Source organism: Mesorhizobium sp. WSM4844 (assembly GCF_055811775.1).
This window is the reverse complement of the sequence record NZ_JBVVQB010000061.1, coordinates 1-25,576: the sequence shown is the minus strand read 5'-3', so window position 1 is coordinate 25,576 and position 25,576 is coordinate 1. Positions and strand designations below refer to the sequence as shown.

The window sequence follows — 25,576 nt, the reverse complement described above, 5'->3', positions numbered from 1 at the left end:
CGCCGATGTCAGTGATCTGCGCCAAGCGAAGTTGCGCGGAGATCTCACGAGATCTGCGCATTAGGTGTTGCGCTCGCCCGAACGCGACTGCTGGTCGGCAGCATCGGCCGATCCGCCCAGCGTGTCGGCAACCGTGGCACCTCGCGCACCCATCGGCTGCTGCGCACCTGTGGTGGTGTCCTTCGCTGTCTGGTGCTCCATCTCGGCATTCAGCTCCGCCCCCACAATCAGGACAATCACAGAGATCCAGGTCCACATCATCAAGCCGATGACTGCCCCCAGGGCTCCATACGTCGCGTTGTAGTCGGCGAAGTTCTCAAGATAATAGGAGAACCCTATCGAGACTGCGATCCACACCCCAGCCGCGAGGAAGGCGCCCCAAGTCGCCCATTGCCACTTTGCCCTTTCGCGGCTGGGGCCGTAGCGGTAGATCAGCGTGATCCCGACGCCGACCATGATCAGCATCATCGGCCACCGAAAGATCCGCACAAGGGCTTCGGTCCAGCCGCCGAGGTTCAGCAGCGCAAGCATGGCCGGCACGATCCCCACCGAGACGATAAAGCCGATACCGATGAGGATGGCGCCAAGTGTGAAGCCCAAGGCCAGAAGATTCATATGGATAAAGCCGCGCTTTTCACTCTCCTCGTAGGCGATGTTCATGGCTTCGAATAGCGTCTTGATGCCGTTACTGGCGCTCCACAGTGCGACGGCAAGGCCGAACATGAAGCCGAAGCTGAGCGCGCCAGTCTTCTGAGCGGCCAAGGACGCAAGCTGAGATCTGATAATGTCCAGACCGCCCGAAGGCAGTACGCCGCCAAGGAACGCAATGTGCTCAGCGATGGTCTGAGGATCGGCGACAAAACCGTAGATGGACACGAACGCGGCAAGCGCTGGAAAGAGGGCAAGGAGTAGATAGAATGCGGCCCCGGCCGCGATCAGCATAACACGGTCCTCGTTTACTTCAGCAAAGACCCGCCACAGCACGTCCTTCCAGCCACGGCTGGGGATCTCTGACGGCCATTCGGCGTTGCGTCCGCGGCCCTGCCGTCTGGCCCGCCGCTCAAGTTGCACTTGATCTTCGTAAGCGTCGTCGGTTGTTTTTTTCGACATGGCTGCCGGCCCGGAGCATCTTCTTCGCGGGCAAACGTATGAAAGCGCCAAAGGATGCAGGTGCAGACCTGCGCCCGCAAACAAACATCCGCCGTCTGCAGAAACACTGCGCCACCCCATGCGACGAGTTCATGTGATAGCGATACTGCCCTGCCCAGGACCTCAGTGGCTTGTTCGAGCGACCAATGAGAATAACCAGCTTCCTACCATCTCAGCCAATCGTGGTGGTCGGCTGATTGCGTTTTTAACTTTGGCGCGGCCGGCCGGCGGGGATTCTGGGCGTGGGCGGTCGGGAGCTGGTGCCTCTTGGCGTCCAGCCGCTCCAGCATGCAACCGACGATAGCCTGAAAGCCGGGCTCCATGGCCTCTTGGCAATCGATCTCCCGATCCGCGTATTCGCCCTGTCGTCTTGGCGGTCTGATCATCCAGGCTTCCTCATAGATATCCCTCGCCGTCGGACTCGCGTCGCCGGATCAAGCCAGGCGATGCGCCCTCACTATCCAAAGCGAAGCCCATTCGCCTCATGTGTCTTTCAACCAGCTCGCGGTCGCATTCGGGCACGCAGCGGTCGCTGCAACCGACATTCACAACTACCTGTGCGAAAGCGACGGCGAGCGCCCACCGCGCGGTTGACCCGCAGACATCACCGCTGGACGTTGTTCCTTGGTCTTCCCCAGCGCGCCAATTCGAAAAACGACCGGACGTCTATTTCGCCGTGGGCATTGTTGGCCGCCAGGAGCAACCGGATCGGAGGCCAGGCGGTGTCACGATTGGCGGGAGGCATCGTTCTCGCAGAGAATTCTTTTAGGTGGAAGGGCTGGTCTCGCCGCCGGCGACTTTGGCGAGCAGCATCCCCAAGGTCAGGCGCGCTCGTTCATGGCTGCGCCGACAAAAATATTCTCAAGAAGCTCGACAGATAGAGACGCCAAGTATCAGAGCATGATGCGATCCCTCGATAGCGAAATGCCTGGCGGAGCGGGAAGTGAATTGAACCAGGGGTTGACCCCACGAAGTCAGAGTGACGTGCAGCGAGACGTCTCAAGGGAACCTTTCCGGCGTCGTGCGCTTGTTGAGCATGCGTTTCACAACCCCGTGAGCGACAACAAAAAACGCTGGAACCAAAAGGAAATCCGCCATGGCGAAAGAAAAGACATTGGATGATCTCTTCCTCGATACGCTCAAAGATATCTATTACGCGGAAAAGAAGATCCTGAAGGCGCTTCCCAAGATGGCGCGCGCCGCCTCATCGGCCGATCTGAAGGCAGCCTTCGAGAAGCACAAGGACGAAACCGACGGTCATGTCGAGCGCTTGCAGCAGGTTTTCGAGCTCCTTGGCAAGCGGGCACAGGGCAAGACGTGTCCCGCGATCGACGGCATCATCGAGGAGGGCGAGGAGATTATGGAGGAGTTCAAGGGAACTCCCGCACTGGACGCCGGTCTGATCTCCGCTGCCCAGGCTGTCGAGCACTACGAGATCACCCGCTATGGCACGCTGAAGCGCTGGGCTGAGGTTTTGGGCATGAGCGACGCCGCCAAGCTGATCGAACAGACGCTCGGCGAAGAGTCTATGACAGACGAGGCGCTCACCGGATTGGCGGACGCCTCGGCCAACGAAATGGCCAAGGCCGCCTGATCACACACCAGCCACCCCAACTGTGTTGGGGTGGCTGTTTTACTTCCAACATCCGTCTTTCGATAGGAGGCAATCATGGGTCGTGGCATTCTACTCTGGCTGCTCGGAGTTCCTATTCCGATCATCATCCTTCTCGCGCTGTTCATGCGGTAGGAGGAATCCGTGGCATCAACCATCCTGGCGACCGACGGCGCCGCGCCGGTCGAGTCCTCGTCATCCGCAGTCAACTGGGGACCGATCATCGCCGGCGCCTTCGCTGCCTCGACCCTGACGTTCATCCTGATGCTTCTCGGGTCCGGCCTCGGGCTCACGATGGTGTCTCCATGGTCCAACGAAAGCGCCAGCGTCACCACCTTCGCTGTGTCCACTGCGATCTGGCTGGTCATCGTGCAATGGTTGTCATCCGGGCTCGGGGGGTACCTGACCGGGCGCCTTCGCACCAAATGGGTCGGCATTCATACGGACGAGACGTTCTTCCGGGATACCGCGCACGGATTCATGGCCTGGGCGCTGGCGACGCTTCTGGTCGTGTTCGTGCTCGGTTCGGCGCTGTCCGCGGCAATCGGCACCGGCGTCAAGGCGGCCTCGACAGTGGCCTCGGGAGCAGCAATGGGTGCCTCGGCAGGGGCGACCGCAAACGCCGGGAACGACGGAGGCAGCGGCGCGGCGTCGTATTTCGTCGATGCGCTGTTCCGCCCGAACGATCCTTCCAGGCTGGCGGCGCCGGGCGCGGAGGGCGATGCGACAGCAGCCGCACAAGCCTCCCGCATCCTCATTATGAGTGCAGCGGCCGGCGAAGTCTCGGCTGACGACAAGACTTATCTGGGCCAACTCGTGGCCGCTCGCACTGGCTTGTCGCAAGCGGATGCTACTGCCCGGGTTGATGCGGTGCTTGCTCAGGTCGAGGCGGCCAAAGTCCAAGCACAGGAAGCAGCCGACACAGCTAGAAAAGCCGGCGCCAGCTTCGCGCTGGTTGGCGCGCTTTCTCTCATGATCGGTGCGTTCATCGCCAGCGCAGCGGCAGCGTTAGGCGGCAAGCAGCGCGACGACGAAGAAGACGCGCTCCATCTCACAGCCAGTCGAAGCTGAAGACGTCTACTCCAGGCCGACCGAGAGGATCGGCCGGACTCCATTCTCCCGCCGCGCTCCCTTGTTTTTGTGCAACGCAGCAACGATATTGCTGCACGTGCGTTGCACGGATGGCCGTCCATTCCGGGCGTCACAACAGGGACGGCTCCATTGCGAAAAATCTCTGATACCATTGCCCGCCTTGCCGCGCTGCAGGCGCGACATGCCGCACATCCCGCCGACCTCGGTGCGTCAGACCACCTCCGGACGCTGGCCGACTTCGGTATCAATCCTGGCGGGTTGGAAGCGAAGTTCTACATTCCCAATGACCTATCCAAGGGCACCCCGCTCGTCGTCGTGCTGCATGGCTGCACCCAGAACGCGGCCGGCTATGACCATCATTCCGGCTGGTCCCAACTCGCCGACGAGGCTGGCTTCGCGCTGCTCTTTCCCGAACAGCAACGCGGCAACAATCCGAACCTCTGTTTCAACTGGTTCCAGCCTGGCGACACCAAGCGTGGTTCGGGCGAGGCGCTTTCGATTCGCCAGATGATCGAGACGATGGTCGTCACCCACGGTCTCGACCGAAGGCGAATCTTCATCACCGGCCTCTCGGCCGGAGGCGCAATGGCAGCGGCCATGCTGGCGACCTATCCGGAAGTGTTTGCCGGCGGTGCGTTAATTGCCGGCCTGCCCTACGGCAGCGCAACGACAATCCCGGAGGCCTTCGATCGCATGCGCGGCCACGGCGGTCCTTCGGAACAGGATCTGCAACGGGCCCTCCGCGGCGCATCGGATCATCGGGGACCGTGGCCGAGGATTTCGATTTGGCACGGTGCCGCTGACCACACGGTTTCGCCATCCAACGCGGAAGCGATCGCAGGCCAGTGGCGGGGAGTCCACCGGCTTGAGAAAGCGCCGACGCGTCGGGAAGCTGCCGGACCGCACGCAAAGCAGGTCTGGCGTAACGGGGCGGGAGATGCCTTGATCGAAATCAACATGATCGCCGGGATGGGCCACGGCACGCCGCTCGGCAACGGCCTCGGCGCTCCGGGACCTTATATGCTTGATGTCGGCATCGCCTCCACACGCGAGATCGCGCAGTTTTGGGGGATCGCGGCAACCGAGGATAGCGCCTCCCGGAAATCAAGGCCGCAATTGCCCGCCAGCCAACGGCAACTACCCCAGTCACCGGCGCCAAGTATACAAAATGCGAAGACGAAGCCCCCGCAGCCGACTGCCATCCATCAATCGCGCCGGCCCGGCGTGAAGAAGATCATTGAAGATGCCCTGCGGGCGGCGGGCCTGATGCGCTAGGCGGACGGCGCGAATCGCTCGCCGACTGTCTCGCCGGCCCGCGAAGGTCAAGCGGCTCCGACCAGGCAAGGGAACGCGTCGTTCTTTGGAATCGGTGACCGCTTTTCATTGAGCGGTCGCCATGCACCTCGTCCAGATCCTGCTTCCCCGCGCGGACAACACCGGTCGCCCATTTGGCCGGGAAGATTTCGACCGTGTGAAGGAAGACCTGGCCAGCCGTTTCGACGGCGTCACAGCCTACCTGCAGGCGCCCGCGGAAGGTCAGTGGCAGGATGGCGAGCAGTCCAGCACAGATGAAATCGTCATCTTCGAAGTGATGGTGGATGATGTCGATCTGCCGGACTGGCGCAAACGGCGCGCCGAGCTAGAACGGCGGTTCCGGCAGGACACGGTGATCGCCCGCTACATGCCAATGGCGCTCGTATAGAGCGCCGATATCATGCCATCAACGTTAATCCGCAAGACCGAGTACGATCCGGAGACAAGGGTTCTCTCGGTGTGGTTCGTCGCGAGCGGCACGCGTTATGACTACGAGGCTGTGCCGCCGGAGACCTATGCGGCGTTCCGAAACGCCTTCGTAAAGGGCCGGTTCTTCAACGACCACTTTCGCGACCGTTGCCGGCACCGCCCCATTGCCGAAGCATAGCGAGCGTTGCCTGCACGCGGAGACTCATGCGCCGGTTTCGGAGTTTGACGCGCCGGCTGGCTTTGATTCCGGGGAGCCCTTGTGGCGTAGGAAAATCGACAGCAGGACCAGGACGGCCGTCGACATGAATTCCGACTGCCAGTTCTGAAAGGACTCGAACCATAGCTGGGCGTCGAGAAGATAGTCTCCCAAGGATTGAACCTCGCCGCCGTGCCGAAGCGCCTCCTCGTTTGCGGCCGCCAGGCTCGCCCACCAATGCAAGGCAAATGAGATGATGAACAGCAGGGCCAGCGCCAAGCCCAGCGAGTATGAATAGAGCCACGACAGGATCGGGTTGCGCCTGCGGGTGGCGGTCGGAAGTTCGTCCTCGGGCCGGTTGGGATCATCGGGATCACGAGACTCGGCGGAACCGCGCTGGAACAGCATTGCAGTCAGCATGACATAGGCCGACATCTGCAGGAATTCGCTTTCCCAGTTCTCGAACAGCGCCGAGAGGAAGTCGCCGCTCGCAAGATAGGAGAGCAGCCCAATCGATGCCGAACCGTGGTTCTGAAGCTCTTCATTGTAGGCCGTATGACCCGACCAGATCATGCCAATCGCACTGAACAAGAACATCGCCACCAGGGCGATCGTCAGTCCATTGTCCCGGAAAAAGCTTTTCATGGTCGTCTCCCTCGGCAGCTCCGGCTAACGCCAGTTCTCCAGAACCTCTTCGATCAGCACCGCCTCGACTTGCTCGCTGAAGCGAGAGCGGTAGAGCTCCAACAGTGCCTCATGCGTCTGGTCAACCGAACTGCAGATGGCATCGGTCGCAAGGACGACACGAAAACCACGGTCGATGGCGCCGAGGACCGTGGCAAGCACGCAGACGTCGGTTTCGCCGCCGGTGATGACCAGCGTGTCGATCCCTGACCCATTGAGCATCGCGTCGAGCCGGCCTTCAGTCCACGGCGAATAGACATGCTTGTCGAGCGTTCTTGCCGGCGGCACGAACCGCGCTAGAGAAGGCATCAGATCGACGAGGCCGGCATCGATGTTGGCAAGGGTGACCTCGGCCCAACGCTGATAATACCGCGCCCACATGCCCGGTCCTTCGCCAGGCCGAGCGGCCGGAACAAAACGTGTGAACAGCGTTTGCTGCGGATGTCTTGCGGTCAATTCCTCGATGACCGGCAGCACGTTTTGCGCCCACGGCACGGCCCAAGGCCCGCCCGGCGCGAACAGGCGCTGCATGTCAACGCAAAGATGTAGGGAATTCTCACCAAGCGGACCGTGTACCAGGCCTAGGGCGGCCATGATCAGCCGCGGCCGCGGTGGGGTGATGCATAGTCTCTATCTGAGCGCGGGCGTAGCCCGGGAGGTCCCGCCGTAGCCTCGCATCTCTGCCAATCCGCCTTTAGCCGATGCCGGTTCATGGTCTTGTCAGGCGGGCCGCTTGCGCCTCCTGCACGTCGATGGCGTACAGCAGCAGTTCGCCGTTCTCGTCGCGCAGGCGCACGAGCCAACCTGAAAGATCGTCCGTGCCCGGCTGAAGGTCGACCAGAAGATCGATAGCGCATCGAACCGCTTCCTCCCGCGCAGCCTCTAAACTTGGCATCCTGGAGGGAAGAACCTGACGGCCGCGTCCGCCGATACTCGAAGATATAGAGCCCGCCGTTTTCGTCATTCGCCGCTGTGACGGCGACTTCGTCAAAATTGCCATTGCTTCCTCGTTCACAGCCAAATCGACGGTCGCGATCTGGACCAGGACCGCCTTCGCTCGATTGATAGCGGCCTCGTTGTTTCCGCCGTCAACGCGTGCCAGGTCGACGGCAACGCAGTCACCGCCTTCGCCGCAGAAGATCACGCGCAGGATGGGCTGTCCGGTCGGGGCGGTTGCCTGGGTAACTTCGGTTCGAATGATCTGCATGAGAAACTCCGTCACCATCGCTAGAGTTTGACGGTCATTTCCCGGCTCCAGAGACGCAGCTTGCGGCAGCCCTCGATAAAACCGGTAATCGCCTTGGGATCATCGAGACCAATCATGCCTTCATCGGCTTCCGGATCGACGCCGGCCTTCTGCAGCAGCGGGACGGCGCCCGACGTGAACCCGATGAATTTGCAATGAGCAAAAGCGTCGGCAACGAAATCGCGCGCGGCGGCCTCGCCCGTCAGGCGCTCCGCTCCTTCCTCGGAGAGGATCAGCGCTACTGCGTCGAACAGGACCGATGGCCCGCCGTCGATCATGTGCTTTGCAGCGATGAGACTTCCATCCGCCGCCTCGACGCCGCCCACCTTGGGCGCTATGACCTCCATCACTGCGCCTTCCTTCTCGATCGCTGCCTGGAGGTTCTTCAGCAGCGCTGCATCGGCGCCGGGACTGACAAGCACACCGACCTTGCGGCCAGCAAAACTGTCAGGCCCGTTCCGGATGATGCTGAGCGCCGGCGATGGTTCGAGATCGTCCCTCGGCGCGACCGCCGCATCTGCGGGCTTGGGCAATTGCTTCATGCCAAGCTTGTCAGCGACAGTTTCTGCCAAGCCTTCATCAATGTTGAGGAGATGCGACACCATGCGCTCGCGGATAACCGTTGTCTCGACCTTGGAGAGCTCGAAGGACAGCGCCATGGCGATATGCTTCTGCTCAGGCGCGGTCTGACTGTTGAAGAACTGTCGCGCCTGGCTGTAGTGGTCGGCGAAGCTCTCTGCGCGCAGACGGACTTTCTGGCCTTCGTCCGCCTCGGCGAACGACCGGAAACCGTGCTGCGGCGATTCCCGCGGGCCTTCGCCGAATGAATTCGGCTGGTAGTTCACGCGGCCGACCGGATTGCGCATCGCCATGAGGCCATCCTGCTGGAAGTGGTGGAACGGGCATTTGGGTGCGTTGATCGGGATATGGGTGAAATTGGGGCTGCCGAGACGCTTCAGTTGCGTGTCCAGGTAGGAGAAGTTTCGACCCTGCAGCAGGGGATCGTTGGAAAAGTCGACGCCGGGCGGTACGTTCTGCGTCATGAACGCGACCTGCTCGGTCTCGGCGAAGAAATTGTCGGGCATACGATCGAGCACCAAGCGGCCGACCGGGACCGGCGCGAGGATTTCTTCCGGAATGATCTTGGTCGGATCCAGAACGTCGAAGTCAAAACTGTCCGCGAAGTCCTGATCGAAGAGCTGGAGGTTGAGCTCCCATTCCGGGAAATCACCAGACTGGATGGCATTCCAGAGGTCGCGTCGATGAAAATCGGGGTCAGCGCCGTTGATCTTGACCGCTTCGTTCCACACGACCGACTGCATGCCGAGCTTCGGCTTCCAGATGAATTTGACGAAGGTGGATTCGTCCTTCGCATTGACCAGCCGGAACGTGTGAACGCCGAATCCCTGCATGAACCGGAAGGACCGAGGTATCGCCCGATCCGACATGACCCACATGACCATATGCATCGATTCGGGCGTCAGGCTGATGAAGTCCCAGAAATTGTCGTGTGCCGATTGCGCCTGCGGGAAGGCACGATCAGGCTCAGGCTTCACTGAATGAATGACGTCGGGAAACTTGATTGCGTCCTGAATAAAGAAGACCGGGATGTTGTTGCCGACAAGATCCCAATTGCCTTCGTTGGTGTAGAATTTGACGGCGAACCCACGCACGTCCCGCGCCAGGTCGAACGAGCCTTTCGAACCGGCCACCGTGGAGAACCGCACGAAGGCCGGCGTCTTCTCGCCGGCACGCTGGAAGATATCCGCGCGGGTGTAAGCGGCTAGCGATTCATAGGTCTCGAAGAAGCCGTGCGCGCCATAGCCGCGTGCATGCACGACGCGCTCGGGAATGCGCTCGTGATCGAAATGAAAAATCTTCTCACGGAAGTGGAAGTCTTCGATTAGTGACGGTCCGCGCAGGCCAATCCTTAAAGTATTCTGGTCATCGGCCACTGGGCCGCCTTGGGCGGTCGTCAGAATCTCGCTGTCGCCTTCGGCGATCTGGTGAAGCTCGCCTCCGTCCCCCCGCACGAGCTTTTGATCATGGATCGTCGCGGGCTTGCCCGACGACTGTCTGGTTGTCTTGGCCATGCTTGAATTCCTTGAAAAGGAGGGGCGGCTTCAGGTCTCCCTCAATGCTGGGACACCCACTTAAGTTCCTGGTGGGTGTCACGTGGCCCGCATTTCGAAGAATAGCACTCGGCTGCCGGAACATCGGGCCCGCGCTCCGCCAGAGGCGCGGGCTTTTCGTTGTCTGGGGGAACCTCGCGACGATCGTTCGGGTCGCCAACAGAGCGCCATACCGTCAGATCGAGGACAGGAAATGCGGGAAAGACAAGGCTTAACCCATCAAGAAAAATACGATAGGCAGGAGCGCACGTCGGATGCTGCAAGGGCCTTAACAGACATTGATCGCGCAGCACGAGATGCAAAGACTGCTCGGCTGCGAGAGCAACGACTTAAGGCTGAAACCGCTCCTCCTGCTGCATTGGTAGCGAAACCGAAAAAAAACCGACAAGGCAACAACTAAGTAGTCACCCGGGATGCGGCGGATTTCGTGTCCCGTTGTGAGCGTCCTTTTTAAGCGTTCTCCGACATTGTCAAAGGTAAGCAGGTGGCCATCGAGCGCAGGAAGGTGCGGGCATGAAGGTCTACGCCGTTTCCCAAGCCGCCGAAGCCAGAACCCGCTCCAGGGGCCACGCCTGAGATTTGCAACGGTGGTCAAGCTGGTGACGGCTCGGCATGTCATCGACCTCGTGGCCCGCATGCACGGCTGCACGTATGCCATGCACGGCTGCACGTATGCCGAGATGAGAGGACCGTCGCGTCAGTATCGTATCGTGGCAACGCGAGACGCGGCCATGTACGCCGTGATGGTGCTGAAGCCGAGCTTGCCTAGGGGGCAGATAGGGTTGCTGTTCAATCGTGATCCGTCGACGGTGCAACATGCGCTCAGGAAGCGGGGATGCTTTGACCGACCCGCGCGTCCAAGCCCTATGCGTTGAGTTCGGCATCAAGATTGTCGACCGGCATCGCTATCCGGAGCCGGGAGAGGCGCGCGCGGTCGAGACGCTGGCTCGCATCATACGCCGGCACGGGGAAGGGCACTTGCGCCTGGTGCTTTCGACCTTGGCCGAGACCGACAACAACAAGGGCCACCTAGACGAGGTTCTATTTTGGGCCGCATCCGACATGGTGCGGGCCTGCCCTGAGATACTCGAGCGCCGCGCCGGCGACTGGCTGACGATGTGGGATGTTTGCCCGCTCGGCGAGCTGCAGTTCATTGCCCAGGATCTGCGCGGCGTCGTGCCACTAATATTTGCATTTGTCGGTATGCTATACGAGCGGGTGGTCAAGGCATTTGGCCCGCGAGCATCCAGCCGGATTTGTTCGATGACCGCAGGAGAAATTCGGCATGAGTAACGTCGTATCGCTTCATGGCGACAAGCGCTGGAAAGCTGTTCTCGTCTACGACCACCAGAACGACCCCATCACGATCGAGCACTTTTTGGAAGAAATTTCCGAGCTCCATAACGTCATTGAACACGGCCCGGACTGGAACACCCTGATTACGTGCACGGTGACAATCAACCGGACGGACGGCGGCGAGGAGCAGAACAGCCCAGGAAAAAGAGGCGCGCCATGAACATCGGTGAAGGCGCGGAGCGCTTCATCCGCGCGGCCGAGATCGAGCGCGCCAGCCATGAACATGTCGGGCCGGCCGGCCCAGCAGCTCCCCTATGTTCACACATACACCGATAAGCTCGGGTGGTGCAAAGAGGTGGGCGACAAGCTCGACCCTAAGGCAGACCCGCTAGCGGAGGAGCGAAGGGCGTTCTGGAACCGGATCGGCACCCTGCCGCCGGGACAAGAGATCAGCGAACTCGAGGCGCTGCACGAATGGCTGCTCGCCGTTGGCAATGAGAATGACGCCGAGCGTCCTCGCCCGGGCCAGATCCAAGGTCGGCGACAAGTCATTCCGCAGCTGGTGCTTCAAGGTGGAGGCATCCACCCGAACACCGGACGGGATAGAAAAAACCGGGCTTTGCAGCAAATCGCGATCATTCCCGCCCGCAGGGCCTCGCAGAATAGCGAAAGCGCCGAAATCAGGCTGTTGCATCATGAAATCAGGGATGTTTCGGCTACGATCACGGAAGATGCGGGCCAACGGGACAGCCTGAATTCGTGGATCGCCGACGGCGCGTTCGCCAAGATCCTTTCATCGGAACATGACGACTTCTCTTGGGCTGCCAAGCGCAATGAGCGCCGATGCCAGCAAGAGGCGAGGCGGCGCAATCAACCTGCGTGATTTGCGCCATTGACGAGCACCCGAAATGCGGCCCCAATCGGGATTACTTATTGGGGATTCGCATGAACCGATTTCTCTTTGTGATCGCCGACTTTCTGTCCCGTCCGCCCGGCTTCTATGTGCTGCTAGCCGCGATGATAGCCTGCACTGCGATGGTTCCGTTTGGGCTAACAAACGTAATCACCTATGCGCTTTCTGTAGCTGCGATAGTGATTACCGGGGTCGTACTGATCCAGGGTTACCGCGACACCGCTGCCATCCATGCGAAGCTCGACGAGATCATCGTTGCATTGAAGGAAACGAGGAACAATGTCGTCGGGCTGGAGCACGCCGAGCCTGAGGAGATCAAAGCCCATTTGGCGCGGCTTGAATTGGAAGCAGCGGCGGCTGATCAAGAAGCTAAGGACGAGGGAGTCCCTGGCGCCTAATTACGCCAGCGGCTGCCAAGCACTGGCAGCGGGAAGCGCAGAAGCGGAAGGCCGCATGACCCGAGCTGAGATCAAAGCCGAACTAGAATGGCTGCTGGAGTCGTACGAAAGCCTTAGCGCGTCAGAGTCCGCAAACACACCGCTTCGGCTCTGAAGGTATTGAGGGCATCGAGCGGGAGTTCTTTGACCCCGGCGACAGCGGCAACATTTTTGCCCCGGATGCGCGCGTCTCGACCATCATAGACGGGCTGTTAGCGCCGCTGATCGTGTGATGGCCGGTTTTTATGACGAGATGCAGGAGCAGGGCGTTGTCATGCTAACCCGCACGGTCACAGCGCCGCCAGATCCGTCGACGCCATGGATACCGGGCGAGCCAGTGACGACGGTCTATCCACTCGATGCGGTGATGCGCCGCGTGTCTCAGAAATACGTCGACGGCACCCTCACTGTGGCGACTGACAACCAGATCACTTTCGCAGTACCCTCGATCGTCCCCGCCATGACCGACACACTCGTCATCGACGGCGTCGAGTTGGTCATGAAGGACCTACGGCCGATCCCGCCGGCCGGGACGCCGGTCGCGTATGTCGCTTTCGTGGCGGGTTAGCCGCCGAGCGATATCCCAGAAAAGAGCGACGCCAGCGACGACCGCATGTGAGACTTGGCAACAGCGATGTCCCCTTCGAAACCGGAAAAATCGATCTCCATATGATCGAACGTGGACAGTGCCTGCTCTTCCATGTCAGCCAATGCCCGATCCGGGTCATCCGATTGCTCAGCAACCATTGATGCAATTGCCATGAGTGCGATGCGAAGCACCACAAGCTCCGTCGAATGATGGGCCAAGACATCCATACCAGCCTCCTTTTAAGGTCCGGAACGAATGCTCAAACGCCTATCCCCCCGTGATCGTTTCGAACAGCTTGTCTCGACCTATGAGCCGATGCTGCGGACCGCGTTTTTCGAGGCGATCGACGACATCCGCTCCAACATCGTTCTGCGCCGTGTGGTGGAGAGCTTGGAGCGCGGCGACGTCAAGGACGCCATTGCAGCCATGAACCTCGACGAGGCCGCGTTTCGGCCGCTGGAAGAAGCCATCCGGCAGGCCTACAACGGCGGCGGTGTCGCCACGGTCGAACAGATGCCGGCGCTGCGCGATCCGAGCGGCCTTCAGGTCGTTCTTCGTTGGGATGCGCGCAATCTTACGGCTGAGACCTGGTTGCGCGAGCACTCGGCGCAACTGGTCACCAACATTGTTGCTGATCAACAAGTTGCGATCTGTGCCGCTTTTTCTGAACGCCTTGCCCGTGGGTCCAATCCAACGAGGACCGCATTGGAGGTAGTAGGCCGCGTCAACAGGGTGACTGGCCGCCGAGAAGGTGGGGTGATCGGGCTCACCACACTTCAGAGCGGCTATGTTGCCCGAGCCCGCGATGAACTGCTTTCCGGCGAGCCCGACCAGTTGCGTGCCTATCTGAATCGGGAGCGACGCGACAAACGTTTCGACCGCACGATCACAGCTGCGATCCGAGATGGTAAACCAATCCCTACCAACCTGGTGGCGCGGATCATTGGCCGATATTCCGACAGCCTTTTGAAGCTCCGCGCCGACACGATTGGACTGCACGAGACGTTTGCCGCGCTTGGAGCTTCGAAAGACATCGCATTTCAGCAGGCGATCGCCAAGGGCGCGGTGAGGGCGGAAGCCATCACGAAGGGCTGGAAACACACGCCGCAGGATCATCCTCGCGTTCAGAGGGTGGTCGATGCCGATAATTCTCGCTTGGACCGGTTCATAGTCATCGTCTTCGTCCGCCATCGTCCCCCCGTATCGGACAGCGGCGGTCTGAATTCACAACGATGCAACCACTGCCTTGTCTTCGCGTTTAGCCGCCTTCAATCCTGGTGAGCGACAAAGATGCCGACGTTCATTCCGATTACAATTTACCTGAATCACAAGCCGATAGTGGTCGCGTCGATACCCGAAGCTGCGAAAGCGCTTCAGCAACCATGGCCATTCATGGACAAGCCGTCCCGACTTGAAGCAATTCGAATGATCGAGGAATGCCTGGCCGGACACTGCACCCAACAAGCCGCGTTCGATGCCTTCAAGGCGGCCGCAAGTGAACAGGGGCTTCTTAAGCGAAAGCCTCCAAGCGTAGGCCTCAGGAAATTCGACGGGGTTGCTGAAGACCTGCTGTGAGGTGATGCTGCCTCGCGACCTTAAACCGCTGACAGGCCTCCTGAGCGGACTTGGTCAGCCGCACGGACCACCCCGCCAAATCGAGGAATGGCGGGTGGTCCTTTATCAGCGCAGGAAGGGACTTAGCTGCGCAGATCCCATTTCGTCGTTCGGTCCAATCGTCAGGTCCGGTCGGTCCTAGCTAACGATCCCTAGCTAACGATTATTCCAATCGCCAGGAATGTGATCGAAACTGCGAAGACCGGAGCGAGTAACCAGCGGGCTTGGTGGACACTATTTTCCATGGGCTCCTTCCCGTGAACTTGCAGGGGAGCAACGACTATGCGCAGCGGCGGTTCCGTGGCGCTATGTCCGGCCTATTACGCCAAAACAGGCGAGACCTAGGTCCTGTCGCGCATCAGCCTTGCGGGACTTTTGGGGAACAAATGCAGCTGGCTGGGGTTTGTTAAGTCTGGCGCGAAGACGCGTTCAGCGGAACAGAGCTACACAAAGGAGGCACTTATGAGAATGCATCTTTCCACTGCAGCCGCGGGATGTCTGCTGCTGGCGGGCCTCGGTGCCGCTGCCGCTCAGGACGTAGTGATCGAGCCTGAACAGGAGACGGTCATCAGGGAATACGTGAAAAAGCAGCCGCTCGCATCGGTGAAAATCCCTGGAGTGGAGCTCAATATCGGCTCAACCCTGCCCGAGACTGTCGAGCTCCATGAAGTCCCCAACACCAAATACCGCACCGTTGTCGTCGACAACCGGACCGTTGTCGTTGACCCGGGCACGCGCAAGATCATCAAAGTTATCGAATAACGTAAGCGACTGGGAGGACAGCCCGCCGTGCCGAAAGGGTGCGGCGGGCTTTTCTCTTTTCTGGAGGAACGCGATCTGGGGACAATGGTTCGGGTTGCCAACAAGGCGCCGTATCGCCGGATGAGGACAAGCCCGTGCCTTCGTTGTTGGTCCGATTGCCCCCAGCGCTACGACACAGAGAAGACACCTTTAGATAAGACTAAGCCAGCAGGCCATTATTGAGGATGCTCTTATGAACCCGACCGAATTGCAGGCGATTGGCGATACGCTGATGCGGGTAGTGACGCCAGAGATGACACCAAAACAGCTCCTAAAGGCTGCAAAAAAGGAGCATCCGGACGCGTCAAAAAAGGACATCGCCCGCGCGGCGTTCTTCTCGATCATTGCGAACGCTGACCAAGCCATTGGCAAATCGAGGAACTTGCAGGCTTTTGCGTTGGCAGAGCGGACACAACAATCTGATTAAGATTGATGGTCGACATGCGTGGCCCTGTTGGTCAAAATTTGACGCTTGGTACCCGGAGTGCTTTCGTCCGAAAGCGACCCAGAAGCCGACATTTGCTGTTCTGCCTCCTATAACCCTGCGAGGGCATGGGCAGAAGCCGAGACGGCGAAGACTGTCGAGATCAGCTTGGATTGCCGCCTATCGAAGAGCGCGAACTGTGCAGCCAGGCGAATGGCCCAGAAAGCGGCTCCGAAAAACAGAAGTGGCGGCCAAATTAGCCCCCGGTACCAAAGCCAAAGCAATGTTGCGCCGTAAGACACAAAGGTGAACGTCAGCATGACATTCAGAGTTTGAGTGATTGCTGCGTTTAAGTTGCCCGAACCCTTTAGCCGGGCCGGCCATCCGAAAAGCCGCCAAAATCCTAGATGGAAGGCGGCGAAGGCAAGATCGAGCACGGCAGCGAGCATCAGCATGCGGAAACAATACCGCTAGAAACGTCCGCTCTCCGACACAGGGACACTCTGGCAATCGCCGGTATGGGTACCAAGCGTGGGATTTTGACCACTAGGCCCCAAACATTCCTGATCCCTAACGGAACCATTCCGTGACCTGCGAGTTGCGGCTCGGGCGGGGTTGGGACATGCAGACATGGCAAAGCGTGATGCAGCGGGCCGTAAGACCCTTGCCGATGCCGTTCGCGAATTGATCGGCACCGAAGACAATCGTCGTAACGTACATAAGCTGCTTGGGCTGGAGGTCGAACCAGAACTGCCGCCAACCCTAGCTTCATTGCTTGAGGCGATTGGTAAGGCTGGTCGGGACGAAACCCCCTAGCTGCATGGGTCATCTGGCCGACCTTTAAACTGCCGTGCTGCGAATAAAGGGGGCCACAATTAGCTGGTGCTTCCGCGCCGAACCAAGGCGTGAACGTCATGCCGTCCACCTCGATAAGTAAAACGGAATACGATCCGGACAGTAGGACTCTCTCGGTATGGTTCGTGGCCAGCGGCAAATGCTACCAGTTTGAGGATGTGCCGCCGGAGACCTTCGCCGAGTTCCGAGCCGCATTCGCCAAGGGCCGCTTCTTCAACGAGCGCATCCGCAATCGATTCCGGTACCGCCTGGTCGGGACCGCCAACAATTCTGGATGACCCCAGCCGTATGCGAAAGCCAACTCACCTATCCATCGAGCTTCAACGTCTCATGGTCGGGAAGATAATGATGCAGCACCTCGCCAAGGTTTCGCTTGTCGAACGTTTGGCCACACACGGGGCAGAACTCGAAATGCTCTGCTTCGTCCTTCGCGGGCGGCCCGTGGCGCTTGCCCTTGATCCCGGTTGCGGGGTTGTTGGTTTTTCTCGGCCCACGTTGATTGTCCCGAACTGTGATAGGGACGGCCCGACAGCCGCTGCGGAGTAGGCAACCGACCGTCGGGCCTAACCGGCGGGGTGTGGGCGTGTCCTTCGGCTGGGACGAATAATAAGCATCTCAGGGGTGAGGAGGACCTTCGGCACGCCTCGCTGCAGGATTCCGGGAAGAGGATTGAAGGCCGCGCCAGATTGAGCGAGGCCGGACTCGCGAAATTCGCGATAAAGCGTACAATCCCAACGTCGCCCGTACCGAATAGAGGCATCGCGGACGCTTGGGAGCTGGCAGTGCTTCCGCCCTAGAGGCAGGAGGGCTGAGATGGCGAAAGCCCAGGCAGGCGCCCAGGTATCGGTTTTTGACTGCGATATCCTGCGCAGCGCTTTCATAAAAACCGTGATCGAAGAGAATATCCCCGAAGACAAATGGCGGTCGGTTGCCGCGTTTTTGATCAGCGACTTTACCGGGAGCGATGACGTCGATCCTGACTTGCTGGAATGGATCGTGCGCAAGTAGCCAGAGCTACCCAGCCGTTAGTCTTTTGTCGCCTGCCACGCTCGTTGCTATGCCTTTTTCGGTACTAGAAAGCCAAAGGCAAAGTGAGACGCCTCTACCTGGATTTTCGCGAGGTCGCTAGCAGCCGCCCGAATTACATCGGCAGTCACCTCAAAGAATTGGTGTGTTGCATTTTGCCGGTTGACTGAGAGTTTCTGCCAAGCCTTCTTTTCTCCGAGGTATACGCTCCACGGACCGTGAACGACACGATTGCGAAACGTGTTGAGTTCGCGCATCTGCTGGACGAGGCGATCGCGCTCGGCAAGGTCATTCGGTTCGGTGGTGTGTTGGTCGATGATCTGACCATACAGAGTGATTTTGTTATTCAAGTTGTTCGCTTTCCGCAGCTTCGGTTGGTCGGCGCCAAGCGCGGACAGCCAATGATCGATATGGAATTCCAGAAATCCAAACTGCATTATCAAGCGCCCTATCGGCTCGTAAAAATCGCTGTCGTAGCGCTCGATCATCTCCGATACGGGTTTTGGACGTTCCATTATCGTGCTCACACTGACGAAAAACCCAACGAGCCGATGAAGCGGATGCTTCAAGACGCCGCGCCGTTGCCGCACACGATAGCGAGAAGGTTGCAAAGAGTCCGGCCGAAAGAAATGAGGCCCCTGAGCTAATATCAACCCAATGTCAAAGAGTGGGCGTCCCCTATTGCCGACGCCCTCGCTTTCAGGAATATATTCCTCCCCGTTGCGGCGAGCCCTCAACGGAGATCGCCATGCCCAAAAAGACCCTCGCCGACACCCTGGCCGCCCGCGAGACCATCTATGTCAATTGTGCGCACCCGATGTGCTGCAAATCGACGAAGCTCGACATCCAGGCGCTGATTGACAGGCTCGGCCGTGACCACGGCTCGATGCATGACGACCTGGTCGGGCTCTTATCTGCTCAAACTACAAGGCTGCCGGTGGTGATCGACGGCAGGTGTTCTTCACTACGAAGGCCAGCAGCGGGCGCGCAATCGCGACTGGAAGCCAACTTTCGAACGAGGGGGCTGAAAGTGGCCGGTGCCACTTGGGGGGGGCGTTGGGGTAGATTGCCTTGTCGGGCGCCGGCCTAGCGGATTGGCGTCCGCCGCCTTGATACTACCGAGCTTGGGGAGATCCGAGTAATCCCGTGATCGCGGAAGTCATTGTGGAGGAACTCAGTCCAAATGGTCGCGTTATGCTACCTAAGGATTTTTTCCGATGGCTGACGATAGGGACAGAACACCCAGCGGGGCCCCTGACGACTCTGTCGTTCAGCGCTTGGTTAAAGAGGCGAATATAACCGAAGAGCAGGCTCGCGAGCTTATCGCTCTTCTGGGGTCCGACTGGCCGTCACTTATGCGGGAAGCCCGATTTCTAACTCGAAAACGCTAGTCGCAGTGAGTTACGGCAATGGACCCGTGGCAAATCGATAACGTGTACGTAGAGAGGTCGCGGTTGCAGGTTGATGCCACGCGGGCCACGATTGCGGAGATGCGATCCGTCATGGAGGAGAGCCGGCGCATTCTCGCTCGATCCCAAAATCTTTTGCGCCGCATCCATCAAAAGGAAAGTTCCGCCGCAGATGCCGGCGACGACAACCTACATCGTAAGCGTGTTCGAAAAGCCGCATCGGCGCACGGTGCTGACCACCAACGACAAGGCAAAGGCGCTGGCCGAGAGAGATCGGCGACAAGGTGCGGGTCGAAGAGATCACGCCGAAGGTGAAGAAGTGCTACGCGGCCGGATATATATCTTTCAGCCGACGGAACGTTTGTTACCCGCCCGGTGTTATCACAATGATCCCCGCATAGGGATCATACAGGGCCTTGTCCCCTCTTGGCCCCAGTTTGAGTCCGCTGTCTCCCGGAAGTGTCCAGTTGCGCAACGTTCGCGCTTTTGGAGCCGTCGACAGCGGACCCGACGCACCTCCTAGACGCAAAACAGATCATCTGTCGGATGGCGAAGTCAGCTAAGTCGTGATGCCGACCGCTGGCCTGCCTCTGCGGTCCGATCCTGGCAAGATATTGGCACCTACTAGACGGTCCTCGGACGATAATTTGGGCGGTATGAAAGGACCGGTAGCGCCGATCTCGCCTAGCCAATCCTCGTAGCCAGTGTTCATTTTGGACGTGAGTTCATCGGGATGATGTATCCCGGACTGGAATAGGCTCATGAGCCGCCGGCCGAAGTGTTCCCACGCCGGATGGCCTTTGGGAATTCCTGCCTCTGTGCAATAGTCGTTGAGAACCCTTGCCAGCGTTGCGAGTTGCTCGGAGTCTAGATGATCGTCGAATGACATCGCTTTATCCCTTGTGGGGCGAAAGCGTGATCGACTCTTCCAAGCGCCAACGCCCGTTCAGTTGGTCAGCGACATGCCTTCTGTACGCTTCCGGACGAATTTAGCGAGTCAAATCCGCTCGCCTTCATTTCCGCAACCTCACACCGGCGCCGCCGCCGTTCTCGAGGATGAACTCGACGCCGGCCCATTCGAGCGCTGCCTGAAGGTCAAGCAGAGTGCGGTCATACGGCGCCCGCTTCCCAGCTTCAAAATTTGTCAAGATCGCCGCCCGCCATCCTTCGCGGATGCAATGCGCGGTCAATGCCGATCGACAAGGTGGTTGAGAACTTCATGGAGTTTCTCGAAGCACCGGCAGAGCGTCACTGACGGGCGGCAAACTCTGCCGCTGCTAGCCCGCTGCCTTCAAGGTGGCGGGCTTTTTGTCGCTGAGGAACCATACGCGGCGGCGGCCGTTGAGCCCCCACCCAAAAGGGAGATCACAATGGCCGACGACCCAAACGACGCAAAGCCGACGGAGACGCAGCGCGAAGCGCAGGAGGCCTTGGAGAAGCAAGTTGCGCAACTGAAACGCGAGATCAACAAGATCAATCGGACGCTCGCGGAGCACGCTGAAGAGGTGGTCGAGGAAGCTACTGGTTGGTATGAGGGCGCGGCCGATAGCGTGTCTCGGACAACGCAAGCACTTCGCAAAAGGGCGTCTACTGCTTCCGGTGTCGTTCAAGAAAATCCTGGCACGGTATCGTCCGCCTTCATGCTGGGCGCGGCTGTAGGCTTGCTGTTGGGCCTTGTTCTTGTGGCTGGCGACCAGCGCCGGGAGCGCTGGTTCTAACACGCCCAAATGAGCCCAGAGACTCCGCTGCCTCACGGTGGCGGTCTATGGGCGGGATCAAATTCCGAATATGGCAGCTAGATAGTCCCCATGCAGGATCAAAGCCGCGCCCGCCGCAATGGATAGGGCAGAAAGCAAACCGCAAGCGATGCTGCCCCAATTCGTGATGTCCAACGCCCTTTGGAAGTGTGGAGGATCGATCCACCTCTCAGCGTCCCAAAGCATATCGTATCGTGCCGAGGACGCGTAATTGAACGAGTGCATCGACCAGTTGATCTAAGCGAAGAAACCCGATGCCAGCGCCATCAGAAGGCCAGCCACGAAGCACCAGACCGGGGCTTTGAATGCTTCCAGCGTCGCAGGTTGGCTGGCTGGATTGTTCAGCAACGAAAACATGCCGAACAGCGCACCAGAATGGACTGGCACCAGCGACGCGGTCAACCAACGACCCCACTCGGCGGCAACCTGGAAAGTCGCGCGCTGAGACGTTTTGAGATCGTGGTAAACTAATGCAGCCGCGCTATCCCTGTCCATCATCGGCGTTTTAGAGTGCTCAGTTTCTGTCGGTCGCGATTGTTCTGCATAAGGGGCTGATTTAATTGCGGAAACTGTTGGCTGGGGAACCTGGATTCGAACCAGGACTAACGGAGTCAGAGTCCGTGGGTCTACCGTTAACCTATTCCCCAGCAGGCGCGGCTGTTGAAAACCACGCGGCAGGGCGACGATGGCGCCGCGCGTGCCTTGTAGCCGCCGCCGGAAAATAGTCAAGCCTGCCGAAGGCTTTTCAATCGGCGCGATTGCCTCAGGTTTTGACTTGCTCGCTCTTGCCCATTCCGGGGCGAGGGCTCTCCCTTCTCCCACAAGCGGAGAAGGAAGAAGGGGCGGCGCCCAGGGCGGCGCCCCTCAATTCTCCCTTCGCCCGAGCTGCGAGTGCTCGAAATACAGCACGACGCCGAGCGCCATCACCAGCGGGATGATCAGGTAGAACAGCCGGAACACCAGCAGTGCTGCCAGCACGCCGACCGGGTCCATATGCGACAGGCCGGTCAGGAAGACGACCTCGAACACGCCGAGCCCGCCCGGCGCATGCGAGATCTGGGCGACCGAGAACGACACCAGGAAGACGCCGAGCACGACGAAGTATCCGGGATTGCCAGCTTCAGGCAGGGCGAAGAAGATGATCGCCGCCGCCGCCAGCAGCTCGATCGGGCCGATCAGCAATTGCCGCGCGACGATCGGCAGCGCCGGATAATGGACCTGGAACCTTCCGATCTTCAGCGGCCTGAGATGCAGCCAGCTGCCGAAGACATAGGCCGCCACCACGAGCAGCATTGCGCCGCCCGCGGCCATGGTCAGGCCATGGTGCGGTATGCCGGAGAACCGGTCGATGATTTTAGGCTCGAAGACCAGCACGAGGCCGGAGACGAGGATCGTCGACAGCACGAAAGTAATCCAGCAGATCGCCACCAAAATGCCGACGTCCTGTCCGGTCAGCCCCCTGGTTCCGTAAGCGCGGTAGCGGATCACCGCGCCTGAAAATACCGAGCCGCCGATATTGTGCGACAGCGCGTAGGTGGTGAAGGAGCACAGGGTGACGAACAGCCACGACACTTTCTTGCCGATATGCAGGAGCGCGATGTGATCGTAGCCGGCCAGCGACGCATAGGCGATGACCGAGCTCAACCCGGCCAGCACCCAGCCGCGGGCAGGGATGGCGACGATGCCGTCCCAGACGTCGTCGAGCGAGATGCCGCGCAGCTCGTGCAGCAGCAGCCATAGCGAGAAGACGACCGCCGCAACGCCGACGACCGGCCAGAAATAACGCCTCCAGTTCATGGCGTGACGATCATGCGTTGCAGCCCCGTTGCCCGTTCGGTTCGCGTCAGGAAAACTTCCCGCGATTTCGAATGTTTCATACCCGCCATTTCAGAAATGCCTTATCGAAGCCGGCTATTCAACCGGCAAGGCGCTGCTGCAGGAGAAGGAAAGGCTGGCGATCCTTCGCGACCCCTCTGTCCTGCCATCATCGGGCCGAGCGGAGCGGCGAGACAATGCCGCCGACAAATTCGACCCCTGCGCTCTTGGTGATCCGGCCCGGCGCTGCTAGTCTGGTGGCAACTTGGAACACATGAAAGCGCCTGCTGCGTCCGGTCTCCGGTTCGCGCGGCGCCGGAAGGAACTGAAGTGGAAGACCACGACACCGGCGCCGGCGCGCCGGAAGTGGGCGTGTCCAGGGCTTCGCCGCCGCCTTCGGGCCAGGCAAGCCCATCCGCCGGCCGGCACAATGGCCGCCCGGTGCAGCCTTGGTCCGGTCACGGACAGGCAGGCGACGCGTCCCAGCACCAGAATGGCCAGAAGGCCAAGACCAGGAAGCGGCGCAAACGTCGGCGCGGCCGCAAGGTTTTCGCGCGCGACGACGCTCGCCTCGCTGCGGCCGGAGTGGCGGTGGCTGCTGTCAGCGCTCCAGCCAGCCGCCCGCCCGCGGCGATCGTCGCGCCCTTGCCTTCGGTTGCGCCAGGCAGGCCGGAGCCCGCTGCTCGCCGCCCGCCGCTGCAGGAACTGCCGGTGTTCGCGGCACTCGATCTCGGCACCAACAATTGCCGGCTGCTGGTGGCGGTGCCGACGCGCCACGGCCAGTTCCGCGTCATCGACGCTTTCTCGCGCATCGTCAGGCTGGGCGAGGGCCTCACCGCCAATGGCCGGCTCGGGCAGCCGGCGATGGACCGTGCGGTCGAGGCGCTAAAAATCTGCGGTGACAAATTGCGCGGCCGCAAGATCAGGAAGGCCCGGCTGATCGCCACCGAAGCCTGCCGCACGGCCGCCAACGGCGCCGAGTTCCTCGACCGCGTCGAGCGCGAGGCGGGGTTAAAACTCGAGATCATCGACCGCCAGACCGAGGCGCGGCTGGCGGTGTCGGGCTGCGGCTCACTGGTCGACCGCGACACGCAAGGCGTCGTCCTGTTCGACATCGGCGGCGGCTCCTCGGAAATCGCGCTGATCGATCTCACCGGCCACCGCTCGCCGAGGCTCGCCAACCACATCGTCTCCTGGACGTCGCTGCCGGTCGGCGTCGTCTCGCTGGCCGAGCGTTTTGGCGGCCGCGCCGTCACCCGTGAGATCTTTGCCGCCATGGTCGAGGATGTGGCTGTGCGCCTGCACGCCTTCGACGGGCGCGACCGGCTGAGCCATGTGCTCGCCAGCCCGAAATTCCACTTGCTCGGCACCTCGGGCACGGTGACGACGCTGGCCGGCGTCCACCTCGACCTGGACCGCTACGACCGCCGCCGCGTCGACGGGCTGTGGATGGACCGCGACAGCGTCGACCGCATGGTCGAAAAACTGGTCGGCTGGGATTTTCAGCAGCGCGTCGCCAATCCCTGCATCGGCGCCGATCGCGCCGATCTGGTGCTGGCCGGCTGCGCCATCCTGGAAGCGATCCGCGCGGTGTGGCCGTCGGAGCGGCTGCGCGTCGCCGACCGCGGCCTGCGCGAGGGCATATTGAGCGAATTGATGGCCGACGACGGTGTCTGGCGCAACAATGGGCGGGGCAGAGCATGATCCCGAAAAGTGGCAGCCGGTTTTCGCGGACCCAAGCGGAAGCATTGCTTTGGTGAACAGTCGACCCCCACTCCGTCGCTGCTTCGCAGCGCCACCTCTCCCCCCTCCGGAGGGAGAGGAAGAGCGCCAGCCTGCATAAGCTTGCGCCCTTCCTCTACCCCGTCGATCGGGGGAGAGGTGGCGCTGCGAAGCAGCGACGGAGTGGGGGAAGCCGTTCACGAAACGCGCAGCCGCCGAAAGACGGCCGCAACTCGGCGAGCGAGAAAACTCAAACAAGAAGTCAGGCAATGACCAGGAAACCGGAAAAACCAGGCTCTGCCGGCATTCGCGTGCTGAAGACGCGGATCAAGAAGAAAAGCGGCCTGAAGGAATCGTCGCGCCGCTGGCTGCAGCGACACATCAACGACCCCTATGTCCAGCGCTCCAAGGCCGACGGCTACCGCTCGCGCGCGGCCTACAAGCTGATCGAGATCGACGACAAGCACCATCTGCTCAAGCCCGGCATGAAAGTCATCGACCTTGGCGCGGCACCCGGCGGCTGGTGCCAGGTCGCTGCCGCGCGCACGAAATCGACGGCCGAACACCCGCATGTCGTCGGCATCGACTATCTGGAGATGGACGCGGTGCCCGGCGCGCCGGTGCTGTTGATGGATTTTCTCGACCCGCAGGCGCCGGAAAAGCTCGCTGAAACGCTTGGCGGCCAGCCGGACATCGTTTTGTCCGACATGGCCGCACCCACCACCGGCCATCGCCGGACCGATCACATCCGTACCATGTATCTGTGCGAGGTGGCCGCCGATTTCGCCCTGTCGGTGCTGAAGCCGGGCGGCCATTTCCTCGCCAAGACTTTCCAGGGCGGCGCCGAGAACGAATTGCTCGCCAGGCTCAAGCAGAATTTCCGCTCGGTCCACCACGTCAAACCGCCGGCCTCGCGCGATGAGTCGGTGGAGCTTTATCTGCTGGCGAAAGATTTCAAGGGTTAGCGTCCTTTCCTTCTCCCCTTGTGAGGGCTTTGCACGGGGGCCGAAGTTTGACGCAGATGGCGCATGGGGCGTTTTTTGAAACGCAATCAGGCCACATTG

32 protein-coding genes, 1 tRNA gene and 1 pseudogene are annotated in these 25,576 nt (G+C 60.4%); 22 read left to right on the top strand and 12 right to left on the bottom strand.

Annotated features, from left to right (window positions below):
- Window positions 1-60: 60 nt before the first annotated feature.
- Window positions 61-1,110, bottom strand: a complete 1,050-nt coding sequence (locus AC0L2A_RS30615; RefSeq protein WP_091591667.1) for a YihY/virulence factor BrkB family protein — start codon at window positions 1,108-1,110, stop codon at window positions 61-63.
- A gap of 1,135 nt (window positions 1,111-2,245) precedes the next feature.
- On the opposite strand from AC0L2A_RS30615, the gene AC0L2A_RS30610 reads away from it, so the two are divergent.
- From AC0L2A_RS30610 to AC0L2A_RS30590, 5 genes are all read left to right on the top strand, one after another.
- On the top strand, window positions 2,246-2,743 hold the full coding sequence (locus AC0L2A_RS30610) for a YciE/YciF ferroxidase family protein (protein ID WP_027153941.1): 498 nt from the start codon (window positions 2,246-2,248) through the stop codon (window positions 2,741-2,743).
- A 162-nt stretch (window positions 2,744-2,905) separates the two neighbouring features.
- The gene (locus AC0L2A_RS30605; protein ID WP_091591663.1) at window positions 2,906-3,832 is read left to right on the top strand and encodes a hypothetical protein; all 927 of its coding nucleotides are present in this window, start codon (window positions 2,906-2,908) and stop codon (window positions 3,830-3,832) included.
- A gap of 150 nt (window positions 3,833-3,982) precedes the next feature.
- Window positions 3,983-5,128, top strand: a complete 1,146-nt coding sequence (locus AC0L2A_RS30600; protein WP_473611963.1) for an extracellular catalytic domain type 1 short-chain-length polyhydroxyalkanoate depolymerase — start codon at window positions 3,983-3,985, stop codon at window positions 5,126-5,128.
- Between the two features lie 121 nt (window positions 5,129-5,249).
- Window positions 5,250-5,555: a hypothetical protein gene (locus AC0L2A_RS30595; protein WP_091591659.1), complete on the top strand. Its 306-nt coding sequence runs from the start codon at window positions 5,250-5,252 to the stop codon at window positions 5,553-5,555.
- 12 nt (window positions 5,556-5,567) lie between these two features.
- A complete protein-coding gene (locus AC0L2A_RS30590) occupies window positions 5,568-5,774 on the top strand; it encodes a KTSC domain-containing protein (protein WP_091591657.1) in 207 nt (68 codons plus the stop codon).
- A 24-nt stretch (window positions 5,775-5,798) separates the two neighbouring features.
- On the opposite strand, the gene AC0L2A_RS30585 is transcribed toward AC0L2A_RS30590, so the two are convergent.
- The 4 genes from AC0L2A_RS30585 to katE all read right to left on the bottom strand — a co-directional run bounded on the left by AC0L2A_RS30585 (window position 5,799) and on the right by katE (window position 9,815).
- Complete coding sequence (locus tag AC0L2A_RS30585) at window positions 5,799-6,437, bottom strand: DUF6766 family protein (RefSeq protein WP_091591654.1); 639 nt, start codon at window positions 6,435-6,437, stop codon at window positions 5,799-5,801.
- 24 nt (window positions 6,438-6,461) lie between these two features.
- The gene (locus tag AC0L2A_RS30580) at window positions 6,462-7,070 is read right to left on the bottom strand and encodes a cysteine hydrolase family protein (protein ID WP_091591652.1); all 609 of its coding nucleotides are present in this window, start codon (window positions 7,068-7,070) and stop codon (window positions 6,462-6,464) included.
- Between the two features lie 115 nt (window positions 7,071-7,185).
- Complete coding sequence (locus AC0L2A_RS30575; RefSeq protein ID WP_473611959.1) at window positions 7,186-7,683, bottom strand: DUF6894 family protein; 498 nt, start codon at window positions 7,681-7,683, stop codon at window positions 7,186-7,188.
- A 20-nt stretch (window positions 7,684-7,703) separates the two neighbouring features.
- Entirely contained in the window at window positions 7,704-9,815 is a 2,112-nt protein-coding gene (katE, locus tag AC0L2A_RS30570) for a catalase (protein ID WP_473611958.1), read from the bottom strand.
- Between the two features lie 452 nt (window positions 9,816-10,267).
- Here katE and AC0L2A_RS30565 point away from each other — a divergent pair, with 452 nt between their 5' ends.
- From AC0L2A_RS30565 to AC0L2A_RS30540, 6 genes are all read left to right on the top strand, one after another.
- Window positions 10,268-10,729, top strand: a complete 462-nt coding sequence (locus tag AC0L2A_RS30565; RefSeq protein ID WP_473611957.1) for a helix-turn-helix domain-containing protein — start codon at window positions 10,268-10,270, stop codon at window positions 10,727-10,729.
- 103 nt (window positions 10,730-10,832) lie between these two features.
- On the top strand, window positions 10,833-11,147 hold the full coding sequence (locus AC0L2A_RS30560; protein ID WP_473611956.1) for a hypothetical protein: 315 nt from the start codon (window positions 10,833-10,835) through the stop codon (window positions 11,145-11,147).
- Window positions 11,140-11,370 carry a hypothetical protein gene (locus AC0L2A_RS30555; protein WP_473611954.1) on the top strand — a complete coding sequence of 77 codons (231 nt, stop codon included), beginning with the start codon at window positions 11,140-11,142 and terminating at the stop codon, window positions 11,368-11,370. The genes AC0L2A_RS30560 and AC0L2A_RS30555 overlap by 8 nt, the downstream gene beginning before the upstream one ends.
- A gap of 57 nt (window positions 11,371-11,427) precedes the next feature.
- The gene (locus tag AC0L2A_RS30550; RefSeq protein WP_473611953.1) at window positions 11,428-12,033 is read left to right on the top strand and encodes a hypothetical protein; all 606 of its coding nucleotides are present in this window, start codon (window positions 11,428-11,430) and stop codon (window positions 12,031-12,033) included.
- 62 nt (window positions 12,034-12,095) lie between these two features.
- Window positions 12,096-12,461 carry a low affinity iron permease family protein gene (locus tag AC0L2A_RS30545; protein ID WP_091591645.1) on the top strand — a complete coding sequence of 122 codons (366 nt, stop codon included), beginning with the start codon at window positions 12,096-12,098 and terminating at the stop codon, window positions 12,459-12,461.
- A gap of 271 nt (window positions 12,462-12,732) precedes the next feature.
- Complete coding sequence (locus AC0L2A_RS30540; RefSeq protein ID WP_473611952.1) at window positions 12,733-13,068, top strand: hypothetical protein; 336 nt, start codon at window positions 12,733-12,735, stop codon at window positions 13,066-13,068.
- Here the strand turns inward: AC0L2A_RS30540 and AC0L2A_RS30535 are convergent.
- Window positions 13,065-13,316 carry a hypothetical protein gene (locus AC0L2A_RS30535; protein ID WP_091591642.1) on the bottom strand — a complete coding sequence of 84 codons (252 nt, stop codon included), beginning with the start codon at window positions 13,314-13,316 and terminating at the stop codon, window positions 13,065-13,067. The two genes, AC0L2A_RS30540 and AC0L2A_RS30535, sit on opposite strands and share 4 nt — an antisense overlap.
- Before the next feature lie 28 nt (window positions 13,317-13,344).
- On the opposite strand from AC0L2A_RS30535, the gene AC0L2A_RS30530 reads away from it, so the two are divergent.
- From AC0L2A_RS30530 to AC0L2A_RS30515, 4 genes are all read left to right on the top strand, one after another.
- On the top strand, window positions 13,345-14,370 hold the full coding sequence (locus tag AC0L2A_RS30530; protein WP_208602483.1) for a head morphogenesis protein: 1,026 nt from the start codon (window positions 13,345-13,347) through the stop codon (window positions 14,368-14,370).
- A gap of 9 nt (window positions 14,371-14,379) precedes the next feature.
- A complete protein-coding gene (locus tag AC0L2A_RS30525; protein ID WP_091591640.1) occupies window positions 14,380-14,664 on the top strand; it encodes a DUF982 domain-containing protein in 285 nt (94 codons plus the stop codon).
- A gap of 501 nt (window positions 14,665-15,165) precedes the next feature.
- Window positions 15,166-15,465 (top strand): DUF1236 domain-containing protein, encoded by a 300-nt coding sequence (locus tag AC0L2A_RS30520; RefSeq protein ID WP_473516399.1) that lies wholly within the window; start codon window positions 15,166-15,168, stop codon window positions 15,463-15,465.
- 232 nt (window positions 15,466-15,697) lie between these two features.
- Window positions 15,698-15,931: a hypothetical protein gene (locus tag AC0L2A_RS30515; RefSeq protein ID WP_236389581.1), complete on the top strand. Its 234-nt coding sequence runs from the start codon at window positions 15,698-15,700 to the stop codon at window positions 15,929-15,931.
- Between the two features lie 107 nt (window positions 15,932-16,038).
- Here the strand turns inward: AC0L2A_RS30515 and AC0L2A_RS30510 are convergent, their stop codons facing one another.
- On the bottom strand, window positions 16,039-16,383 hold the full coding sequence (locus AC0L2A_RS30510; protein ID WP_473611950.1) for a hypothetical protein: 345 nt from the start codon (window positions 16,381-16,383) through the stop codon (window positions 16,039-16,041).
- 175 nt (window positions 16,384-16,558) lie between these two features.
- On the opposite strand from AC0L2A_RS30510, the gene AC0L2A_RS30505 reads away from it, so the two are divergent.
- From AC0L2A_RS30505 to AC0L2A_RS30495, 3 genes are all read left to right on the top strand, one after another.
- Window positions 16,559-16,744, top strand: a complete 186-nt coding sequence (locus AC0L2A_RS30505; RefSeq protein WP_139172553.1) for a hypothetical protein — start codon at window positions 16,559-16,561, stop codon at window positions 16,742-16,744.
- Window positions 16,745-16,842: 98 nt separating this feature from the next.
- Window positions 16,843-17,061 (top strand): KTSC domain-containing protein, encoded by a 219-nt coding sequence (locus tag AC0L2A_RS30500; protein ID WP_473611949.1) that lies wholly within the window; start codon window positions 16,843-16,845, stop codon window positions 17,059-17,061.
- 535 nt (window positions 17,062-17,596) lie between these two features.
- A complete protein-coding gene (locus AC0L2A_RS30495; RefSeq protein ID WP_091591634.1) occupies window positions 17,597-17,791 on the top strand; it encodes a hypothetical protein in 195 nt (64 codons plus the stop codon).
- A 47-nt stretch (window positions 17,792-17,838) separates the two neighbouring features.
- On the opposite strand, the gene AC0L2A_RS30490 is transcribed toward AC0L2A_RS30495, so the two are convergent.
- On the bottom strand, window positions 17,839-18,324 hold the full coding sequence (locus AC0L2A_RS30490) for a hypothetical protein (RefSeq protein WP_473611948.1): 486 nt from the start codon (window positions 18,322-18,324) through the stop codon (window positions 17,839-17,841).
- Window positions 18,325-18,557: 233 nt separating this feature from the next.
- Between AC0L2A_RS30490 and AC0L2A_RS30485 the strand changes: the two genes are divergently transcribed.
- Window positions 18,558-18,899 carry a hypothetical protein gene (locus AC0L2A_RS30485; RefSeq protein WP_473611946.1) on the top strand — a complete coding sequence of 114 codons (342 nt, stop codon included), beginning with the start codon at window positions 18,558-18,560 and terminating at the stop codon, window positions 18,897-18,899.
- 1,332 nt (window positions 18,900-20,231) lie between these two features.
- On the opposite strand, the pseudogene AC0L2A_RS30480 reads toward AC0L2A_RS30485, so the two are convergent.
- Window positions 20,232-20,372, bottom strand: a pseudogene (locus tag AC0L2A_RS30480) (XRE family transcriptional regulator); the annotation flags it as partial.
- Between the two features lie 216 nt (window positions 20,373-20,588).
- Here AC0L2A_RS30480 and AC0L2A_RS30475 point away from each other — a divergent pair.
- Window positions 20,589-20,936 (top strand): hypothetical protein, encoded by a 348-nt coding sequence (locus tag AC0L2A_RS30475; RefSeq protein ID WP_473516402.1) that lies wholly within the window; start codon window positions 20,589-20,591, stop codon window positions 20,934-20,936.
- A gap of 276 nt (window positions 20,937-21,212) precedes the next feature.
- Here AC0L2A_RS30475 and AC0L2A_RS30470 read toward each other — a convergent pair whose 3' ends face one another.
- The 3 genes from AC0L2A_RS30470 to AC0L2A_RS30460 all read right to left on the bottom strand — a co-directional run bounded on the left by AC0L2A_RS30470 (window position 21,213) and on the right by AC0L2A_RS30460 (window position 22,772).
- The gene (locus tag AC0L2A_RS30470) at window positions 21,213-21,473 is read right to left on the bottom strand and encodes a hypothetical protein (RefSeq protein ID WP_473611945.1); all 261 of its coding nucleotides are present in this window, start codon (window positions 21,471-21,473) and stop codon (window positions 21,213-21,215) included.
- A 75-nt stretch (window positions 21,474-21,548) separates the two neighbouring features.
- Window positions 21,549-21,622, bottom strand: a tRNA-Gln gene (locus AC0L2A_RS30465).
- A gap of 217 nt (window positions 21,623-21,839) precedes the next feature.
- On the bottom strand, window positions 21,840-22,772 hold the full coding sequence (locus AC0L2A_RS30460; RefSeq protein WP_473611944.1) for a lysylphosphatidylglycerol synthase domain-containing protein: 933 nt from the start codon (window positions 22,770-22,772) through the stop codon (window positions 21,840-21,842).
- Between the two features lie 348 nt (window positions 22,773-23,120).
- Between AC0L2A_RS30460 and AC0L2A_RS30455 the strand changes: the two genes are divergently transcribed.
- Together AC0L2A_RS30455 and AC0L2A_RS30450 are read left to right on the top strand one after the other, a co-directional pair.
- Entirely contained in the window at window positions 23,121-24,494 is a 1,374-nt protein-coding gene (locus tag AC0L2A_RS30455) for a Ppx/GppA phosphatase family protein (protein WP_473611943.1), read from the top strand.
- 287 nt (window positions 24,495-24,781) lie between these two features.
- The gene (locus AC0L2A_RS30450; RefSeq protein ID WP_236389620.1) at window positions 24,782-25,477 is read left to right on the top strand and encodes an RlmE family RNA methyltransferase; all 696 of its coding nucleotides are present in this window, start codon (window positions 24,782-24,784) and stop codon (window positions 25,475-25,477) included.
- Window positions 25,478-25,576 lie beyond the last annotated feature (99 nt).

Excerpts from the sequence above, each read along its gene's own strand:
- AC0L2A_RS30540 (WP_473611952.1), top strand. The coding sequence starts at position 12,733 with ATGGCCGGTTTTTATGACGAGATGCAGGAGCAGGGCGTTGTCATGCTA.
- AC0L2A_RS30520 (WP_473516399.1), top strand. The coding sequence starts at position 15,166 with ATGAGAATGCATCTTTCCACTGCAGCCGCGGGATGTCTGCTGCTGGCG.
- AC0L2A_RS30550 (WP_473611953.1), top strand. The coding sequence starts at position 11,428 with ATGAACATGTCGGGCCGGCCGGCCCAGCAGCTCCCCTATGTTCACACA.
- katE (WP_473611958.1), bottom strand. The coding sequence starts at position 9,815 with ATGGCCAAGACAACCAGACAGTCGTCGGGCAAGCCCGCGACGATCCAT.
- AC0L2A_RS30485 (WP_473611946.1), top strand. The coding sequence starts at position 18,558 with ATGCCCAAAAAGACCCTCGCCGACACCCTGGCCGCCCGCGAGACCATC.
- AC0L2A_RS30495 (WP_091591634.1), top strand. The coding sequence starts at position 17,597 with ATGGCGAAAGCCCAGGCAGGCGCCCAGGTATCGGTTTTTGACTGCGAT.
- AC0L2A_RS30615 (WP_091591667.1), bottom strand. The coding sequence starts at position 1,110 with ATGTCGAAAAAAACAACCGACGACGCTTACGAAGATCAAGTGCAACTT.
- AC0L2A_RS30505 (WP_139172553.1), top strand. The coding sequence starts at position 16,559 with ATGGCAAAGCGTGATGCAGCGGGCCGTAAGACCCTTGCCGATGCCGTT.
- AC0L2A_RS30515 (WP_236389581.1), top strand. The coding sequence starts at position 15,698 with ATGAACCCGACCGAATTGCAGGCGATTGGCGATACGCTGATGCGGGTA.
- AC0L2A_RS30530 (WP_208602483.1), top strand. The coding sequence starts at position 13,345 with ATGCTCAAACGCCTATCCCCCCGTGATCGTTTCGAACAGCTTGTCTCG.
- AC0L2A_RS30555 (WP_473611954.1), top strand. The coding sequence starts at position 11,140 with ATGAGTAACGTCGTATCGCTTCATGGCGACAAGCGCTGGAAAGCTGTT.
- AC0L2A_RS30500 (WP_473611949.1), top strand. The coding sequence starts at position 16,843 with ATGCCGTCCACCTCGATAAGTAAAACGGAATACGATCCGGACAGTAGG.
- AC0L2A_RS30535 (WP_091591642.1), bottom strand. The coding sequence starts at position 13,316 with ATGGATGTCTTGGCCCATCATTCGACGGAGCTTGTGGTGCTTCGCATC.
- AC0L2A_RS30470 (WP_473611945.1), bottom strand. The coding sequence starts at position 21,473 with ATGATGGACAGGGATAGCGCGGCTGCATTAGTTTACCACGATCTCAAA.
- AC0L2A_RS30565 (WP_473611957.1), top strand. The coding sequence starts at position 10,268 with ATGCGGCGGATTTCGTGTCCCGTTGTGAGCGTCCTTTTTAAGCGTTCT.
- AC0L2A_RS30525 (WP_091591640.1), top strand. The coding sequence starts at position 14,380 with ATGCCGACGTTCATTCCGATTACAATTTACCTGAATCACAAGCCGATA.
- AC0L2A_RS30610 (WP_027153941.1), top strand. The coding sequence starts at position 2,246 with ATGGCGAAAGAAAAGACATTGGATGATCTCTTCCTCGATACGCTCAAA.
- AC0L2A_RS30450 (WP_236389620.1), top strand. The coding sequence starts at position 24,782 with ATGACCAGGAAACCGGAAAAACCAGGCTCTGCCGGCATTCGCGTGCTG.
- AC0L2A_RS30580 (WP_091591652.1), bottom strand. The coding sequence starts at position 7,070 with ATGGCCGCCCTAGGCCTGGTACACGGTCCGCTTGGTGAGAATTCCCTA.
- AC0L2A_RS30510 (WP_473611950.1), bottom strand. The coding sequence starts at position 16,383 with ATGCTGATGCTCGCTGCCGTGCTCGATCTTGCCTTCGCCGCCTTCCAT.
- AC0L2A_RS30595 (WP_091591659.1), top strand. The coding sequence starts at position 5,250 with ATGCACCTCGTCCAGATCCTGCTTCCCCGCGCGGACAACACCGGTCGC.
- AC0L2A_RS30585 (WP_091591654.1), bottom strand. The coding sequence starts at position 6,437 with ATGAAAAGCTTTTTCCGGGACAATGGACTGACGATCGCCCTGGTGGCG.
- AC0L2A_RS30460 (WP_473611944.1), bottom strand. The coding sequence starts at position 22,772 with ATGAACTGGAGGCGTTATTTCTGGCCGGTCGTCGGCGTTGCGGCGGTC.
- AC0L2A_RS30475 (WP_473516402.1), top strand. The coding sequence starts at position 20,589 with ATGGCCGACGACCCAAACGACGCAAAGCCGACGGAGACGCAGCGCGAA.
- AC0L2A_RS30545 (WP_091591645.1), top strand. The coding sequence starts at position 12,096 with ATGAACCGATTTCTCTTTGTGATCGCCGACTTTCTGTCCCGTCCGCCC.
- AC0L2A_RS30575 (WP_473611959.1), bottom strand. The coding sequence starts at position 7,683 with ATGCAGATCATTCGAACCGAAGTTACCCAGGCAACCGCCCCGACCGGA.
- AC0L2A_RS30490 (WP_473611948.1), bottom strand. The coding sequence starts at position 18,324 with ATGGAACGTCCAAAACCCGTATCGGAGATGATCGAGCGCTACGACAGC.
- AC0L2A_RS30590 (WP_091591657.1), top strand. The coding sequence starts at position 5,568 with ATGCCATCAACGTTAATCCGCAAGACCGAGTACGATCCGGAGACAAGG.